Raw genomic sequence first — 16,236 nt, 5'->3', positions numbered from 1 at the left:
GGACATGCTCACCGCACAGGCCATCAACGTGACCCGGTTCGACCTCGGTGACGTGGGCGGGCTGCGGGTTCGGCTCGGCTACGCGCCACTGACCACGGCCCTCTCGCTGGCGCTCGACGCGATCGGCGGGCGGCGGCGCGGGGCTCCGGAGTCGTGGCGCTCGGCGCTGCGGCTGGCGGCCCCGCCGGGCAGCCAGCACGCGCTCGCACCCCTGACCAGCGGGCAGCACAGCGTCCTCCCCAGCTGCTTGCTGCCCGCTCCCACGCACGCCCCGGAGCCGGTTCCGGTGCAGCTGGAACGCTTGCGCGCCACCGATCCCGCGCTGCTGCTCGGCCAGCTCGAGGAGATCTTCGACGGCGGCACCCCGCCGGTGCGGTGGCGCTCCGCGGCGCTGAGCCCCCGGCGGTGGCTGGACAGCTATGTCGGTGTGCTCGCCACGTCGTGGCGGGTGTTCGCCCCGCTGTGGAGGCGCGGCGAGGCGGTGATGCGGCGTGAGGCCGAGCGCGTGGGGCTGGCGGTGGTGCACGGAGCGGTGGAACCGTTGCTGGCCACGCTGCTGCCGTCGGCGAGGCTGCGTGACGGCGTGCTCGAACTGCCCGATCCGGAACCGGCTTCACTGCACGTGCCGGGCCGCGAACTGGTGTTGGCGCCGATGCTCTCCGGGCACCGCGCGGGCGCGCTCGGCGTCGAGGGCGGCGCGGGGTGGTTGGCCTATCCGGCGCGCGGAGTCGGCCAGCTGTTCGACGCCACTTCGGCGAACACGACTGACGGGTTGAGCGCGGTCGTCGGCCCGGTGCGCGCCACGTTGCTGCGCGCGCTGGACCGGCCGTTGACGATGGGTGAGCTGGCCGCGATCGGCGGTTGTGGCCCGAGCACGACGACCTACCACTGCGAGCGGCTCGAGGACGCGGCGCTGATCCACCGCGAGCGCGTCGGCCGCTCCGTGCGGATCAACCGCACCGAACGCGCCGACGCGCTGATGGACCTGCTGGCCTAAGCCCTGTCCTGTAAGTCATCAGGTTCGCCGGTCTTGAAGACACCCCAACCGCCGCTGGCACCGTGAGCGGGATGCACAGCGCCACCACTTACAGGACAGGCCTTGGAGCGCTGGAGGACTAGAGCACCGCGCCGATCTGGTCGGCCAGCTTGGTCATGATCTTCGCGTAGCTGGCGTAGCTCATCGGCGCGACCGCGTCCCACCCGGCGAAGCGGTTCGCCGCGGCGGCGGGCAGGGCGGCGAAGACGGCGTTGCGCTTCATCTGCTCGGGGGTGAACGAGGCGGGGCGGGTGTCCCACATGAGCACGTCCGCCTTGTACGCGCCCGCGTTCTCCCACGACAGCCGCTCGAAGTAGCCGCCACCGGCCGTGTCCGGGTTCTTCGGCGTGGTGATCGGCAGCCCCAGTTCCTTCACGTAGTAGTCGAGGTCGGGGTTGCGCGCGGGCACGACCACGAAGTACTCGTCCTGCACTCCGCCGACGGCGAGGATCGTCTTGCCCGCGGCCCTCATCCGCTCACCGAGCGCACGGAGCCGCCGTGCCGCAGCGGTGAACCGCTCTTCGTCGGCCTTGACCCGCGCGGAGTCCACGTCGCCGCCGAGCGCGCGGGCGAGGTCCTTGTACTTGCGGATGCTCTCCGGCAGCGCGATGCCGGACTGCGCGACGCCGAGGGTCGGCGCGACCGGCTTGACGACCTTCTCCTGCTCCTCGGTGAGGTGCCAGAGCCCGGCGAACTCCTTGTACTTCCCGCTGACCACGAGCTGTGGCCGCAGGGAGGTGAGCGTCTCGATCCGGACCTCGCCGTAACCCGGACCGGTGACGTCGGTGACCGCGTCCGGGTCGATGCCGCCCGCCTCCGGCTCGACTCCCCCGGAGCTGGTGCGCAGCGGCCCGAAGGTGCCGACCACCGTCACCCCGAAGTCCTTGAGCGCCCCGGCCGCGGAGACCTGCGCGACGATCCGCTGCGGCCTTTCCGGCGCGGTGACGGTGATCCCGCGATCGTCCACATAGGACCAAGCCGCGCCCTGCCGCTCCGGCGTCCTCGGAGCGCACCCCGCGAGCAGTCCGACGGCCAGCACGAGGCCGACGAGCCTCCGCACCACAACCACCTCCATCAATTAGGTGAGGCTAACCTACCTTCCGCTTCCTGCCCTGCGGCATGCCCCCGCGAAGCTCCTGGATTCACGCCTGGTGTAACCCGTTTAGCGGACAGGCACCGCCGTTGTCTAAGGTCCGCCGCATGACGATTGCGTGGGGGCCCGCGGTGTCCGCGGTGCGCGCAGGACGACACGGGCGGGTCACCGTCACGTTCACGCCGACGGGGTGGGAACTGCGGCCCAGCCCGGTGACCACCGCCGACCTGTCGAAGTGGTTCTGGTGGAGCTTCGGCGTGAGCCTGCTGTTCGCGTGGCTCGGCTTCATCCCGCACCTCGCGGGAGCCCCGAAGGAGGTCGCCTTCGCCTTCGCCCTCCCCGGCGCCCTGCTGCTGCTCGGTCTCCTCCTCTACGGCGTGTTCTCGGTGATCGCCGAGTTCGTCGCGTTCCTCGGTGCGATGTTCGGCCTGGCCACGCGCGCCGGGCGCAAGCGCCTCTTCGCCAGCCCCAGGCCTTCGCCGGACGCCGCGCCGCTGCTCGTGCTGCCCGCCAGCGCCGTCGCGGGAGCGCGCGCGAGCCGGCACTGGCGCCGCGTGGTGATCACCGTGCGCATGATCGACGGCATCGAGTTCCGCTACTCGCGCTTCGGCATGCGCCGCCACCGCGAGGACCTGGAGCGGGGCTTCACCAAGCTGCTCGGCCCGCGCCTGACTACGGCATAGCGTCCAGTTCGACCACGCGCCCGCAGCCGGCTGACAGCCTCGCCGCCTCGATGATCTCCAGCGCGGCGATGGCTTCCGCTGGCGCGACCGGGACCGGCGCGCCGTCCCGCACGGACGCGACCACGCCCCGGTAGAAGTTCTCGTAGGCGCCGCGCTCGGTCTCCAACGGGCGCTCCGCGCCCTCGATTCCCAGTGTCCCCCAACGGTCTTCGGGCTCCACTCCCCAGCCCGCCGAGCCTGGTCGAGCACCGGCCTTCAGCGCGGCCTCCTGCCCGTCGAGGCCGTGCTTCACGTAGGCCGCACGGTCGCCCAGAACACGGAAGCGCGCACCGCGCTGAGCCGCGAGCGAACTGGACCACAGGTGCGACCGCACGCCTGAAACGTGGTGCAACGCAACGAAGAAGTCGTCATCGACCTGCACGTCGGGGCGCAGTCGCGACACCTCCGCGTACACCGAGCGCACGGGCCCGAACAGGTGCAGTGCCTGGTCGATCAAGTGCGCGCCGAGGTCGAAGAGCACCCCGCCCGCCTCCTCGGCCCCGGCCTGCTCGCGCCACCCCTGCTTCGGCGTGGGCACCCAGCGGTCGAAGCGCGACTCGAAGCGCGAAACGCGGCCGAGCTCACCGCTCTCGACGAGCGAGCGAGCCGTGCGGAAATCGCCGTCCCACCGCCGGTTCTGGAACACCGTCAGCGTCAGACCGCGCTTCTCCGCGAGCGCGGCCAGCTCCCGCGCCTGCACCGAGGACGGCGCGAACGGCTTGTCCACGACCACCGGCAACCCGTGCTCCAACGCGGCGGTGGCCAGCTCGACGTGCGTGCGGTTCGGCGTGGCCACGACGACCAGGTCGTGCTCGCCCGAGGCGAAGAGCTGCTCAGCGGAGTCGAGCGCGACCGCGCCCGGGTGCTCCCGCCGCAGCCGTTCACGCTTGGCGGGGTCGGTGGTGACGACGGAGGTCAGGGCGAGCCCCGGCGTGGCGGCGATCAGCGGCGCGTGGAAGACGGCGCCCGCGATGCCGTAGCCGAGCAGGCCGACGCGGATCTCGGAATGCATGACCCCATTTTAGCAACACCGTTGCGTAAAATTCGCGCGGCCCAGTAGGATCGTCCTGGTGCCTGCTGGTGTGAACCTCGACGTGGTCCGCGACCACAACTCCGCCCTCGTGCTCTCCCTCGTCCGGCGCAGCGGGGAGCTGAGCAGGGTCCAGGTCGCCGAGCGCACCGGGCTCACCGGGCAGGCCATCTCCAAGATCATCGCACGGTTGCTGGCCGAGGGCCTGGTGCACGAGGCGCGGCGCGAGGTGAACGGGCGCGGCAAGCCCAGGACGATGCTGCGTCTGGTCGGCTCGGCCAGGCACGCGCTCGGCGCGCACATCGACCGCGACGAGCTGCGGCTGGTGCTGGTGGACCTGACCGGCGAGGTCGTGGCGAGCCGCGCGCGCACCTACGAACGGACCCCGCTGGAGCCCACGACGGCGGTGGACATGCTCGGGGACATGGTCGCCGAGATGGTGGCCGAGCACTCCCCCTCGGAGATCACCGGGCTCGGCATCGGGCTGCCCGGACCGCTGGACCACGCCAGCGGGACGGTGCTCGGCGCGACGCACCTTCCGGGCTGGGACAAGGTCCCGCTCGCCGAGCTGGCCGCCGAGCGCACCGGGCTGCCCGTGCTGGTGGACAAGGACACCAACACCGCGATCCTGGCGGAGAACTGGGATCGGGGCGACACGCTCAACGACGCCGCGCTGGTCTACGTGGGTACCGGTATCGGCGCGGGCCTGGTGCTCGGCGGGCGCGTGCACCGTGGCGCGCGGACCAACGCGGGCGAGTTCGGGCACACCACGCTCAGCGTCGACGGGCCGCTGTGCGCCTGCGGCAGGCGGGGTTGCGTCGAGGCTCTGTGCGGCCCGGCCACGATCGGCGGCGGCCCGCGCTCGGCCGAGGAGGCCGCCGTCTGGACTCCGGAGGCCGGAGCGCGTTTCACCGCGATCTGCGCGGCGGCCCGCGACGGGGACCCCGACGCCGTTCAGGAGCTGGCCGGGGCCGCTCGGCTGCTCGGCGTCGCGGCGGCGGATCTGGTGGCGTTGCTGGACATCGACGTGGTGCTGCTCGGTGGGCGGGCGTTGCGGGACTGCTCGGAGATCTACCTGCGCGAGGTCGCGCGCGCCCTGCACGAGCAGGAAGGCGAATCCGTCGTCGTCGCGCTCGCCGGACTCGACCCCGACCAGGTGGCCGCCGGTGCCGCGCGGCTGGTGTTGGGGCGCACGCACTACGCCATGCAGTGATCAAGCCCTAATGTGGCTCCATGAGGCGGATTCACGCGTGGCTGTCCGAGAACCTCCCAGCGCTGATCGAGGAGCACGGAGTCCCCGGCGCCGCCGTCGCGGTCCTGGCGGACGGCGAGGTGGTCGATGTCGCGGCGGGCGTGCTCAACCAGGGCACCGGGGTCGCGGCGACCACTGATTCGCTGTTCCAGATCGGCTCGGTCACCAAGCTGTGGACGGCCGCCCTCGTCATGCAGCTCGTCGAAGAGCGCGTGATCGGGCTCGACGACCCCGTCACCCACCACCTGCCCAGCCTCCGCCTGCCCGACGAGCGGGTGACGATCCGCCAGCTGCTCGACCACACCAGCGGCCTCGACGGCGACGTCCTCACCCCGACCACGCGCGGCGACGACGCCATCGCGCGCTACGCGGACACCGTGGCTCCGGGCCTGGCCCAGCTCACGCCGCCCGGTTCTGGCTTCTCCTACTGCAACTCCGGCTACGTGATCCTCGGCCGACTCGTGGAGGTGTTGCGCGGCAAGCCTTTCCACGTCCTGCTGCGCGAGCGCATCGCCGATCCCCTGAAGCTGGGCCACGTCGCGACCCTCCCCGAGGAGGCGCTGTTGCACCGCACCGCCGTCGGTCACTTCGCGCGAACCCCGGCCCACGTGTGGAACCTGCCCGCCTCGATCTCCCCAGCCGGTTCGCTGCTCTGCACCAGCGCCCGCTCCCTGGCCCTGTTCGGCGCAGGGCAACACGAGCTGTTGTCCCAAGAGACCGTCACCACCCTCTGGGAGTCCACTGTGGACGTTCCGGAGATCGGTTCCTTCGCCACGCACTGGGGCCTCGGCTGGGCGTCGTTCGGCTGGGAGGGCGCTCGCGTCCTCGGCCACGACGGCGGCACCATCGGCCAGGCCGCTTTCCTCCGCGTCGTCCCCCGGGCCGGAGTCTCAGTGGCTGTGCTGACCAACGGCGGTTCCACCGTCGGCCTGTTCGCCGACGCGGTGCTTGGCCACGTGCTCAGCGAACTCGCCCATGCCCGTCCACCCGCCAGGCTCACCCCGCCCGTCGCTCCCGCTCCGATCGACGCTTCCTTGGTCACCGGCACCTACAGTTCCCCCGCCCTCCGCTTGGAGATCGCCGCCGACGCTTCCGGTTCAGCCACCGCCCGCGTGTCCGCCGTCTCCGAAGAAACGCGCCTGGCCATGCCCGAGCCTATGATCAAGAAGATGGTGCGCCTGGACGACCGCCGCCTCATCAGCGTGGAGCCCGGCATGGGCGGCAGGCACGAGGTCTACGTGTTCGTCGGCGACAACGGCCCCGCCGACCACGCCTTCGGCGGCGGCCGGTTGCTCCCGCGCGTCGCCTGATCGACGCCCTGGGCCTGGTGAGTGCGTGAGCTGCGGATTCCAGTCACGGTGCCGCTGAGGGTTGGGATGTCTTCAAGACCATCAAACCCCCCTGTTGATCATCGTTAACCGCCGCAAACCCTGCGGCCTTGCGGGGTTTGCTGTCGTTGGAGACGGTGGGGGTGGGGGTTGGGTGGTCTTGAAGACACCCCAACCCTGGGCAGGGCCTAGAACGGTGCGGGTTCGGCGATCGGTTCGAGTTCGGTGTCATAGGTGCGCTTCGCCGGTGTGGTCCAGGTGTGGGTGCCGTCTTCCCGGTTCTCACACCGCCAGTTCGAGTGCGTCTTCATGGTGTGGTGATGACGGCACTTCGGTCGCAGGTTGCGGATCGTGGTGTTCGTGCCGTCGAACGGTCGGCAGTGGTCGAGGTCGCAGCGGTGTGAGGGTTGCTGGCATCCGATTGCTGTGCACCTGGGGTAGCGGGCGTTGATCAACTCCCGCTGTTTCGGCGACGGCCGGTAGGTATCGCTGACCTCTTCCGCCATCCCAGTGACCGGATCAGTCAAGATCCGCTTCCAGATGCCGCCTTGGGCGATGTCCTGCGCGACGCCCGTGGGGATCGGCCCGTATCCCGCGAGCATGCCGGGGTCATCGGTGAGGCCCAGGAGTGCGGTGATCGGCATCGTCAGGTACACCATCGTCTGGCCCTGCGGCGCCGGGGTATCCAAGCCCAGCAACAGATCCCGAGCCACATCCGCCCGCTTCTGATCCAACGTCCGATCATCCTTGGGCAGAGACTTCGCGATGCGGTCGATGTGATCGAAGGCCATCGCCGTGTCATGCGCGGTCATGGTGTGACGCAGCTCGGCCATGCCGTCGTCCAGGTTGATCTTCTCCACCAGACGCCGCTTGCGCTTCTCCTCATGGCGAGCGTCGGCCGCCTTGGGGTCGAGTTTGTGGATCAACGTCTGAGCACGCCGCCGGATCGAGGTATAGGTACGGGTCGGCGCGTACTCCAGCAGATTCGCCTCGGCGATCGAAGCGTTGGGCTCCTTCAAGATCCGCACCTGATCCACGATCAACAACGCCTTGCTTTCGTCGATCTCTCCGGCCGAGAGGGCCGCGAGCACCTGGGGACGCTCGGTCAGCTCGGAGGCGTTGGACAAGATCCGATCAGCACCACGTCGGGAGATGTGCAACGCCCACGCGATCTCATTCTGCACGAACCGATAATCACGATCATCGGCAGCCACATGGAATTCGGTCAAGGCCGTAGCCAGGGTCGCTTTCGCATGACACAAAGCCCGGTGAGCAGCCTCAACATCACAGAGAAGGTCATCGAGGTTCATACCCCCAATAATACCCGCAAATAATAGTCGATCATGGCCCTAAAGAATGAATTCCCAGGCGCCCGCAACCCCGAAAACGCAACCCCCACAAAACGCAAGGCGCACAACGCGACCGAGGCTTTACCTGGGGTGCGCGTGCCATACGCTTCCGCGAGGGCCGGGGTTCCATCCCGTGCCCCTGTAAGGCCCAGGGGCACGCGCAAGGGGTTCCCAGGTCAAGCCGACCCCACCCAACAAACCCAGCGAACCCAACAAAACCGGGAAACCCAACCGCACCCCGCACCCAAAGAGCTAAAAAACCTCACCCACGACTCAAAACATAAGAATCGCCAGGAATCATCCCAGCCACCACGTACCCCGCCGCGAACGCCACCGAAAGAGCCTCACGCACCGCAACCCGCCACCGCTCCGCCAACACAGGATCAGAAACCCGCAACGCCTCAATGTCCGGCGGCACCGCAACGGTCACCGAAGACGACGTCGGCGGATCGAACAAGACAAGCGATGCGTCAAGCAGCGGCTGGACCGCACCCAGCAATGCCGGAGCTGGCGCAGCGGTCAGCGGCCACTCCACCAGGAGCCGGTCGCCCTCCGACGGACCGTAGAAGTTCGGCAGGTACCGCACGGTCCGAGCGCCGAGCTTCACGAGGGTGAAGTGCGCGTTGCGCCGCACCACCGGGTCGAAGGTCCAGTGGATGGTCTTGACACCGCGTTCCAGGGCCCAATCCCGTTGGTGGAGCTTGAGAGCGAGCCCGACGCCGCGACCCTGCCACGACGCCCGGACCCCGGCCACGTGCGAGTGCAGGCCGCCGGAGGAGTCGAAGAAACCGACGGCGGCCCCCACCAGCTCCCCGCCGAAGTAGGCTCCCGCCACGTAGTTCCCGGTGAGCCGGAGCGCGCACATCAGATCGGCCGGAACCGGTGACGCGGCGACGTCGGTGGCCCAGATCTCGCCGAACAGCTCGGCAACCTCGTCGTACTGCGCGACTTCGGTCAGCTCGGCGATCACTTGACGTGCTCCTCCACCCAGTCCACGAGCCTGCGGCTGTAATCCATGCGGTGCGACGGCCTGCCGTTGAGCAGGAACAGGTGGCTCGCGCCCGGGTACCGGACGAGCCGCGTGGGGACTCCGCGCACGCGCAGCGCGGTGAACCACTGCTCCGCCTGGCCGATCGGGCAGCGGTCGTCGTTCTCCCCGTGCAACAACAAGGTCGGCGCCTGGACGTGGTGCACGGAACGGATCGGGTCCTGTGCGGCAAGGGCTTCCGGATCGGCGTGCGGAAGCGCGCGGAACTCCCGCGAGCCGAGGAAGTGCCCTGCGTCCGAAGTTCCGTACATGCTTGTCAGATCGGCGACGCATCCGCCGGCGACCGCCGCCGCGAACAGGTCGGTGTGGCTGGTCAGCCAGCACGTCGCGAAGCCGCCGTAGCTGTATCCGCACACCGCTGCCGAGGACGCGATCCCCGATGACATCAACGATCGCACGGGCTCCACGAAGTCCCGCTGGTCCGCGACACCCCACCCGCCGAGCGCGGCGGTGAAGAACTCGGCGCCGTAGCCGTCGCTCGCGCGCGGGTTGAGCAGCAGCACCGACCACCCCTTGGCGACGAGAACTTGGTGGTAGAAGTGCTTCCCGTCGAACACCGGGGACCACGCGTTGTGCGGCCCGCCGTGGATGTCGAGGAGCAGCGGCCCCGGCGCGGTCAGCGAAGGATCGCGCAACAGCCACCCGTGGACTTGGGTCCCGTCGGAGACCGTGAACGACATCGGCGTCGGCTCGACCAGCTCGACCTCCGGCAGCGCGTAGTCGGTGAGCCTGCGCGGAGCACCGTCCACTGTGGTCACGAAAACATCACCGGCACAGGAAGGGCTCGACTCCACGTAGCACAGCTGACTGTCCACAACGGACACTCCGGAGACGACCGTGTCCGGAGCACCGATGATCTTGCGCGGAGTACCGCCCGAGACCGGGACCGCGTACACGTGCGTGCAACCCCCGTCCCGCGCGGTGAAGATCAGCGAGGAGCCCGAGACCTGCGGCGCGGCTCCGGGATATCCGGGCCCGCCGGACATCACGTTGCGGTCGAATCCCGGCGTGAGCTCGGAAAGCGACTCCCGCACGAGCCGGACGTGCCCGGCCCCCTTCCCGTCGGTCACGGCCAGCACCAACCCGTCGGGCGACCAATGCGTGCCGACAACAAGTTGATCACCAGTGGAGAAAGCGCGCTCTTCGACGTGCACGGTCGAACTCGGCACGACATCGCCGTCGGTCACCGCGTAGGTCAGCTCACCGTCCGGTGACCACGACGGGCCGGACACGTGGAAGTCGCCTGAGGTGACCTGCTGGGGCGTCGCCCCCTCGACGAACTCCAGGACGAACAGGTGGTTCCGCAACTGCCGCACGAGGCCGGAGCCGTCCGCCTTGTAGTCGATCCGATCGACGACGACCGGTTCCGTGCACCGCTTCTCCTGGTCGACGTCCTCCCCGCCAAGATCGACCGGAGCGCAGAAAGCGAGCTTCTTCCCGTCCGGGTGCCACAGCGCCGGACCCGCGCCGAGCTGCCGCGACGTCAGCTGCCGCGCCTCACCACCGCCCACCGGCAGCTGCCACAGCTGCTGCTTGCGCAGGAACACCACGGAGCCGCCGTCGGGCGACCAGCGCGGCGCGGAGTCGTCGTCGCCCAGGGTGAGCTGCCAGGGCTGACCACCTTCGACACCGCCTTCGACGTCGACGAGCCACAGCGCGCTGCGCACCTCGTCGGCGTCCTCGTCGTCGTGGTGCAGCACGTAGACGACCGTGCGACCGTCCGGCGAGAGCCGCGGATCGGCCGGGACGCGCAGGCGGTACTGGTCGGTCCACTCAAGCCGTCGCCGGGTCATGCCCGAACGCTACAAACGTTCACGCTTCGGCGCTTGCTCCCTCAGGACGAAATCCGGGCGATGATCCCGGCGAGGCCGTCGCGCACCAGCTCCGGCTGGCCGGTGTCGAGCCCGTGCGTGACCTCGTACCAGGGCCCGAGCCGGTGCCACTGGAGCGCGCGACGCCGGAGTTCTTCCGACACGCCATACGTTTCCGCCAGCGCGTCGGCGAACTCGGGCGGAGTGCCGAACAGCGTCCAGGCGAGGTCGATCGCGGCGTCGCCGAGGTGGACGTCCGTCCAGTCGATCACTCCGCTCACAGCCCCTTCGTGGCACAGCAGGTGCTCCGGGCCGAGGTCGCCGTGCACGACCGACTCCGTCCGCGGCACCCGAAGGTCGTCCAGCAGCGCGAGCGCGAGCGGCTGATCAGGCAGCATCGGGACCACCTCGGCGCGGAACCGGTCAAGCTCAGGGACAGCGCCCTCGGCCAGCCCGTGCCGGAGGGCCTCGGCCGGGTCGGTGTCGTGCAGCGCGCGCAGGAAGCGGCCGACCACGCGCCCGTCCGCGCCGGTCAACGCCTCGGCGGGCTCGCCGGGGACCAGCTCGTGCCGCAGCACCAGCGGCTGCTCGCTGACGACGACCGGGCACGGCACGGGCAGCGGCAGCCTCGGAGCCAGCCACGACATCACGCGCGACTCCGCGAGCAACCGGGGCGCCACCTCGGGGCGACGGGGCCTGCGCTCGACCCAGCGGCCGTCGACCAGCGTGGCCGCGCTGTCCCATCCAGAGCTGAATTCCATGATCGCCATCAGACTCTCCGGGGCCGCCGCGCGCACCCTGTTTTCCGCGCCCCGCAGAGCGCAAGAAAAAACTTGCAAAAGTATCCCTAGATGCCTTCTTGAGTCAGCTTCACATCCCCATTGCTTCGGGTAAGACCCGACAACACCAGCCAAACGGGTGAATTCACTTCAGCTCCCCGATCAGAACCGACCGCTGGTCCAGGACACCCGCTTTCCCGTCTCCCCGGTGTTGTAACTTGCGCGCACCTCATCCGCCCCAGCCCTCGGAGCCGCATCGGTGAGCAGTACCGCACCGCCGTCCGCCGACCACCCGCCAGCCGAACCGCTCGCGGTGCTCGGCATCGGTTGCCGCCTGCCCGGCGGGGCCGACTCGCCCTCGGCCTACTGGCGGCTGCTGCTGGAGGGCCACGACGCGGTCACCGAGATCCCGGCCGATCGCTGGGACTCCGACGCGCTCTTCGACCCCGAGCCCGAGGTGCCCGGCAGGACAGCGTCCTCGTGGGGCGGGTTCCTGCGCGACGCGCACACCTTCGACACCGCGTTCTTCGGGCCCACCAACGATTTCGACCAGCGCGAACGACTGCTGGCTCAGGTCGCGGTCGAGGCTCTGGAGCACGCCGGGCTGCCCGGCGCCGACGCGGGTCTGTTCACCGCCGGGCTGCCTTCGGGCGCGGGGCGGGTGGCCGACCTGCTCGGACTGTCCGGGCCGAGCGTGGCCGTGTCGGCGGGCAACTCCTCCGCGCTGGCCGCGCTGCACGTCGCCTCGGCCAGCCTGCGCGCCCGCGAGTGCGACGTGGCGCTGGTCGGCTCCGCCACGCTCGTCCTCGACCCCGCCGAGTCGCTTTCCTTGTCCGCCAAGGGTTTGCTGTCCACCTCCGGCCGGTGCCGGGCGTTCGAGGCGCGCTCCGACGGCTTCGTGCTCAGCGACGGGTGCGGCGTCGTCGTGCTCAAGCGGCTCGCCGATGCCTTGTACGACAACGACCGCGTGCTCGCGGTGATCCGCTCCTCCGCGGTCAGCCGCTGCGACATGGGCACCGTCGTCGGCAACGCGCTCGCCGCCGCCGAGGTCCGCGCGGAGGACGTCGGTTTCGTCGAGACGCACGGCAGCGGCGTGCCTGCCGAGGACACCGCCGAGTTCACCGCGCTCAGCAAGGCTTACCGGTGCGCGCTCGGCGCGGTGAAGTCCAACATCGGGCACACCGGCGCCACGTCCGGGATGGCGGGCTTGATCAAGGCGGTGCTCGCGGTGCGCGCCGGGATCATCCCGCCGACACCGCACTTCGCGGAGTGGCACCCGTCGCTGCCCGCGTCGGACCTGACGGTGCCCACCGCGCCGACCGAGTGGCCGGACTCCGCGCGGCTCGCCGCCGTCTCGACGATGGACGAGCTCGGCGGCAACGCCCACGTGCTCCTGGAACCGGCTCCGCCCCGTACCCCAGCTCCGCGCAAACCATTGCCCAGCCGCCTCGGTGTGCCCTTGTCGGCCAGCACCGCGCTCGCCCTCGCCGAGACCGCGATGCGGCTGGCCGACTGGTTGGAGGGCGACGGCGCGGACAGCAGCCTCCAGGACGTCGCCTACACCCTCGCCCGCCGCCGGCCGCGCGCCGTGCAGGCCGTCGTGACCGCTTCCGACATCGGTCAGCTGGTCGACGCGCTGCGCGAGTGCCCGAGGCTGACCGGCGTCGACACGGTGGTCACCCACGGCGAGCTGCTCGACCTGCCGCCGACCGCGTGGGACCGCACCGCGTTCCCGCCCGCGCGGCCGTTGCCCGAGCCGCACCCGTTGCTGGGCACGCGCATCGAGGTGCCCGCTACCCGCCGCCACGTCTGGCAGGCCGAGATCGGCGCGGCGCGCTTACCGTGGCTCGCCGAGCACCGCATCGACGGCGTGCCCGTTCTGACCAGTGCCGCGTACTTCGAGATCATCCTCGCTTCGGCCGCAGAGCACTTCGCCTGCCCACCGCAGGCTGTCGACGTTCGCGGCGTTGAGCTGCACCACCGCGCCGAGCTCGGCTGCGGCACCACGATCTCCACCCAGCTCACCCCGGTCGACGAGGGGCGCGCGAAGATCGAGGTCTTCGGGCGCGCGGGCGAGGAGTGGACCCGCCTGGCCACCGCGACCGTCCGCCACTACATCGAGTTCCGCCAGGAGCCTCCGATCGAGGTCGACGGCGTCCTGACCGATCCGGCCGAGCTGTACGCGACCTCGCGCGGTCACGGCATCCACCACGGCCCCGCCTTCACCGCCGTCGTCGGCCTGCTCGGCCCCGGCCTCGCGCGTGTCAGGGTGCCGAAGTCGGTGCGCGGCGCCTCGACCCGTTTCGTCGTGCACCCCGTGCTGCTCGACGCGTGCTTCCAGCTGCTCGGCGCCGGTCTGTTGCCGGTGTCCGTCGGTTGGCTGCGCGTGCACGGTGATCTCCGCCGTGCCGCGTACTGCCGCGCGGAGCTGACCGAGCTGTCGGGCACGGTCACGGTCGCCGACCGCGAGGGCACCGTGTTGCTGGTGGTCAAGGACGTCCAGCTGTCCGGCCGCGAGAAGTCCGCTCGCGGAGTGCACGACCCCACGCTCACGCGCGCCGAGGTGGAGGCAGATCTGATCGGCCACCTCCGCACCGTGCTCGGGCTCCCGGAGAGCACCGTGATCGACTCCGCCACCCCGCTGCTGGAGCTCGGCGTCGACGAGACCGTGGCCACCGAGCTGCGGCTGCGCGTGGAGCGGGGTCTCGGCCTGCTCGTCCCCGACCATCCACTGTGGACGAACGGCTCGCCGGGCGCGCTGTCCGCCTACCTGGCGAACCGCTTCGGCATCGCGGGCGGCTGACTGGACGAGTGCTGGGCGGCGTGATTGTGTTCTGATCCGTGACCGCGAGCCAGACCTTCGACCGGTGCCGTCCGCTGACCTCCCTGCGGCTGTCCGTCGAGGTGGCCGTGCTGGTCGTCGTGCTCGCCGCGTGCTCGGCGTTCCTGCCGTGGGCCCAGTCCCGCCCCGGCGCGCGGCTGAGCGATCCGCTGCTGGAGCTGCTGCCGTCCGCCGACCTGTCCGAGCCGATCTTCGTGCTCACCTACGGCTCGCTCGCCGTCGTCCTGGTCGTTCTGCTGCGCACCAACCGGGAACGCCTGGTCACAGCGCTGCGCGCCTACTCGCTGATGGTGCTGCTGCGCATGCTCACCATCACGTTGATCCCCCTGGAACCGCCCGAGGGCATCGTCCCGCTGCGCGATCCGCTGTTCATGCTCGGCGGCCCCGGCCAGTACATCGACCACGACCTGTTCTTCTCCGGCCACACCGCCACCGCCGTGCTCCTGCTGCTCGCCACCGACCGCCCGTGGCTGCGCCGCCTCGGCACCGCCACCGTCGCCGCGATGATCCCGGCCCTCCTGGTGCAGCACTGCCACTACACCCTCGACATCGCCGCCGCCATCCCCGCCGCTCTCCTCGCGTGGCACGCCGCCGTCGCCACCCGTGCCTGCGACACCGGCCCCGCCTGCACCTGCGCCCTCGGCGTCCCCCGCTCGAGTCAGAACGGTGCCGGTTCGGCGATCGGCTCCAGTTCCGTGTCATAGGTGCGCTTCGCCGGGGTCGTCCACCGGTGGGTGCCGTCGTCGAGGTTTTCGCACCGCCAGTTGGAGTGCGTCTTCATGGTGTGGTGGTGCCTGCATTTCGGCCGCAGGTTGCGGATGGTGGTGTTGGTCCCGTCGAAGGGGCAGCAATGATCAAGATCGCAGCGGTGTGCGGGCTGCTGGCATCCGATGGCCGTGCAGCGCGGGTACCGAGCGTTGATCAACTCTCGCTGTTTCGGCGACGGACGGTAGGCGTCACTGACCTCCTCCGCCATCCCAGTGACCGGGTCGGTCAGGATGCGTTTCCAGATGCCGCCTGCTGCGATGTCTTGGGCGACGTGGGTGGGGATGGGTCCGTATCCCGCGAGCATGCCCGGATCATCGGTCAGCCCGAGCAGTGCCGTGACGGGCATCGTCAGGTAGACCATCGTCTGCCCCTGCGGCGCCGGAGTATCCAAGCCCAGCAACAGATCCCGCGCCACATCGGCCCGCTTCTGATCCAGGGTCCGGTCATCCTTCGGCAGGGACTTCGCGATCCGGTCGATATGGTCGAAGGCCATCGCCGTGTCATGCGCGGTCATCGTGTGACGCAGCTCGGCCATACCGTCGTCCAGGTTGATCTTCTCCACCAACCTGCGCTTGCGCTTCTCCTCATGGCGGGCGTCGGCCGCCTTCGGGTCGAGCTTGTGGATCAACGTCTGGGCGCGGCGCCGGATCGAGGTGTAGGTACGAGTCGGGGCGTACTCCAGCAGGTTCGCCTCGGCGATCGAGGTCTGGGGTTCTTTCAGGATGCGGATCTGGTCGACGATGAGCAGGGCTTTGCTCTCATCGATCAACCCGGCCGACAGAGCCGCCAACACCCGGGGACGCTCGGTCAACTCCGAGGCGTTGGACAGGATGCGATCCGCCCCGCGTCGGGAGATGTGCAACGCGCAGGCGATCTCATTCTGGACGAACCGATAGTCACGATCGTCGGCGGCGATGTGGAATGTGATCAAGGCTGTGGCGAGTTCCGCTTTCGCATGACACAGAGCGGCCTGTTTCACCTCAACCTCAACGAGAAGTTCATCGAGGGTCATACCCCCAATTCTACCCGCAAATAATAGTGGATCATGGCCCTAAAGAATGAATTCCCAGGCGCCCCAACACCCGAAAACGCAACCCTCACAAAACGCAAGGCGCCAACAGAACCGAGGCTTTACCTGGGGTGCGCGTGCCATACGCTTCCGCGAGGGCCGGGTGTTC

At 69.8% G+C, this 16,236-nt stretch carries 13 protein-coding genes; 6 read left to right on the top strand and 7 right to left on the bottom strand.

The genetic code is table 11. The features are described 5' to 3' along the window. The first annotated feature begins 4 nt into the window (after nucleotides 1-4). The gene (locus ABD798_RS33945) at nucleotides 5-997 is read left to right on the top strand and encodes an ArsR/SmtB family transcription factor (protein WP_344884533.1); all 993 of its coding nucleotides are present in this window, start codon (nucleotides 5-7) and stop codon (nucleotides 995-997) included. A 118-nt stretch (nucleotides 998-1,115) separates the two neighbouring features. Here ABD798_RS33945 and ABD798_RS33940 read toward each other — a convergent pair whose 3' ends face one another. Beyond that, a complete protein-coding gene (locus ABD798_RS33940; protein ID WP_344884530.1) occupies nucleotides 1,116-2,111 on the bottom strand; it encodes an ABC transporter substrate-binding protein in 996 nt (331 codons plus the stop codon). A 125-nt stretch (nucleotides 2,112-2,236) separates the two neighbouring features. Between ABD798_RS33940 and ABD798_RS33935 the strand changes: the two genes are divergently transcribed. Continuing rightward, a complete protein-coding gene (locus tag ABD798_RS33935) occupies nucleotides 2,237-2,812 on the top strand; it encodes a hypothetical protein (protein WP_344884527.1) in 576 nt (191 codons plus the stop codon). Here ABD798_RS33935 and ABD798_RS33930 read toward each other — a convergent pair. Further along, on the bottom strand, nucleotides 2,802-3,863 hold the full coding sequence (locus tag ABD798_RS33930) for a Gfo/Idh/MocA family protein (RefSeq protein WP_344884524.1): 1,062 nt from the start codon (nucleotides 3,861-3,863) through the stop codon (nucleotides 2,802-2,804). The genes ABD798_RS33935 and ABD798_RS33930 overlap by 11 nt on opposite strands. Nucleotides 3,864-3,921: 58 nt before the next feature. On the opposite strand from ABD798_RS33930, the gene ABD798_RS33925 reads away from it, so the two are divergent. Further along, nucleotides 3,922-5,094, top strand: a complete 1,173-nt coding sequence (locus ABD798_RS33925) for an ROK family transcriptional regulator (protein ID WP_344884521.1) — start codon at nucleotides 3,922-3,924, stop codon at nucleotides 5,092-5,094. Between the two features lie 20 nt (nucleotides 5,095-5,114). Then, entirely contained in the window at nucleotides 5,115-6,443 is a 1,329-nt protein-coding gene (locus tag ABD798_RS33920) for a serine hydrolase domain-containing protein (RefSeq protein WP_344884518.1), read from the top strand. A 206-nt stretch (nucleotides 6,444-6,649) separates the two neighbouring features. Here the strand turns inward: ABD798_RS33920 and ABD798_RS33915 are convergent, their stop codons facing one another. The 4 genes from ABD798_RS33915 to ABD798_RS33900 form a co-directional block, all read right to left on the bottom strand. After that, on the bottom strand, nucleotides 6,650-7,771 hold the full coding sequence (locus tag ABD798_RS33915) for an HNH endonuclease signature motif containing protein (protein ID WP_344884515.1): 1,122 nt from the start codon (nucleotides 7,769-7,771) through the stop codon (nucleotides 6,650-6,652). Nucleotides 7,772-8,072: 301 nt separating this feature from the next. After that, nucleotides 8,073-8,780: a GNAT family N-acetyltransferase gene (locus tag ABD798_RS33910; protein WP_344884512.1), complete on the bottom strand. Its 708-nt coding sequence runs from the start codon at nucleotides 8,778-8,780 to the stop codon at nucleotides 8,073-8,075. After that, nucleotides 8,777-10,651 carry a S9 family peptidase gene (locus ABD798_RS33905; RefSeq protein ID WP_344884509.1) on the bottom strand — a complete coding sequence of 625 codons (1,875 nt, stop codon included), beginning with the start codon at nucleotides 10,649-10,651 and terminating at the stop codon, nucleotides 8,777-8,779. Before ABD798_RS33905 ends, ABD798_RS33910 begins: the two co-directional genes overlap by 4 nt. A 41-nt stretch (nucleotides 10,652-10,692) precedes the next feature. Then, a complete protein-coding gene (locus tag ABD798_RS33900; protein WP_344884506.1) occupies nucleotides 10,693-11,439 on the bottom strand; it encodes a phosphotransferase in 747 nt (248 codons plus the stop codon). A 268-nt stretch (nucleotides 11,440-11,707) separates the two neighbouring features. Here ABD798_RS33900 and ABD798_RS33895 point away from each other — a divergent pair, with 268 nt between their 5' ends. Together ABD798_RS33895 and ABD798_RS33890 are read left to right on the top strand one after the other, a co-directional pair. Continuing rightward, complete coding sequence (locus ABD798_RS33895) at nucleotides 11,708-14,251, top strand: beta-ketoacyl synthase N-terminal-like domain-containing protein (RefSeq protein WP_344884503.1); 2,544 nt, start codon at nucleotides 11,708-11,710, stop codon at nucleotides 14,249-14,251. A 38-nt stretch (nucleotides 14,252-14,289) separates the two neighbouring features. Next, nucleotides 14,290-14,994, top strand: coding sequence for a phosphatase PAP2 family protein (locus ABD798_RS33890; protein ID WP_344884500.1), 705 nt, complete (start codon nucleotides 14,290-14,292; stop codon nucleotides 14,992-14,994). Here the strand turns inward: ABD798_RS33890 and ABD798_RS33885 are convergent. Then, on the bottom strand, nucleotides 14,949-16,070 hold the full coding sequence (locus ABD798_RS33885; protein WP_344884497.1) for an HNH endonuclease signature motif containing protein: 1,122 nt from the start codon (nucleotides 16,068-16,070) through the stop codon (nucleotides 14,949-14,951). The two genes, ABD798_RS33890 and ABD798_RS33885, sit on opposite strands and share 46 nt — an antisense overlap. Between the last annotated feature and the right edge of the window lie 166 nt (nucleotides 16,071-16,236).

The sequence above is a fragment of the Allokutzneria multivorans genome (assembly GCF_039537405.1).
Taxonomy (GTDB): domain Bacteria; phylum Actinomycetota; class Actinomycetes; order Mycobacteriales; family Pseudonocardiaceae; genus Allokutzneria; species Allokutzneria multivorans.
Note: the sequence above shows the minus strand (reverse complement) of the source record. Positions and strands in the feature narration are given on the sequence as shown.

Excerpts from the sequence above, each read along its gene's own strand:
- ABD798_RS33945 (WP_344884533.1), top strand. The coding sequence starts at position 5 with ATGCTCACCGCACAGGCCATCAACGTGACCCGGTTCGACCTCGGTGAC.
- ABD798_RS33940 (WP_344884530.1), bottom strand. The coding sequence starts at position 2,111 with ATGGAGGTGGTTGTGGTGCGGAGGCTCGTCGGCCTCGTGCTGGCCGTC.
- ABD798_RS33935 (WP_344884527.1), top strand. The coding sequence starts at position 2,237 with ATGACGATTGCGTGGGGGCCCGCGGTGTCCGCGGTGCGCGCAGGACGA.
- ABD798_RS33930 (WP_344884524.1), bottom strand. The coding sequence starts at position 3,863 with ATGCATTCCGAGATCCGCGTCGGCCTGCTCGGCTACGGCATCGCGGGC.
- ABD798_RS33920 (WP_344884518.1), top strand. The coding sequence starts at position 5,115 with ATGAGGCGGATTCACGCGTGGCTGTCCGAGAACCTCCCAGCGCTGATC.
- ABD798_RS33915 (WP_344884515.1), bottom strand. The coding sequence starts at position 7,771 with ATGAACCTCGATGACCTTCTCTGTGATGTTGAGGCTGCTCACCGGGCT.
- ABD798_RS33905 (WP_344884509.1), bottom strand. The coding sequence starts at position 10,651 with ATGACCCGGCGACGGCTTGAGTGGACCGACCAGTACCGCCTGCGCGTC.
- ABD798_RS33900 (WP_344884506.1), bottom strand. The coding sequence starts at position 11,439 with ATGGCGATCATGGAATTCAGCTCTGGATGGGACAGCGCGGCCACGCTG.
- ABD798_RS33885 (WP_344884497.1), bottom strand. The coding sequence starts at position 16,070 with ATGACCCTCGATGAACTTCTCGTTGAGGTTGAGGTGAAACAGGCCGCT.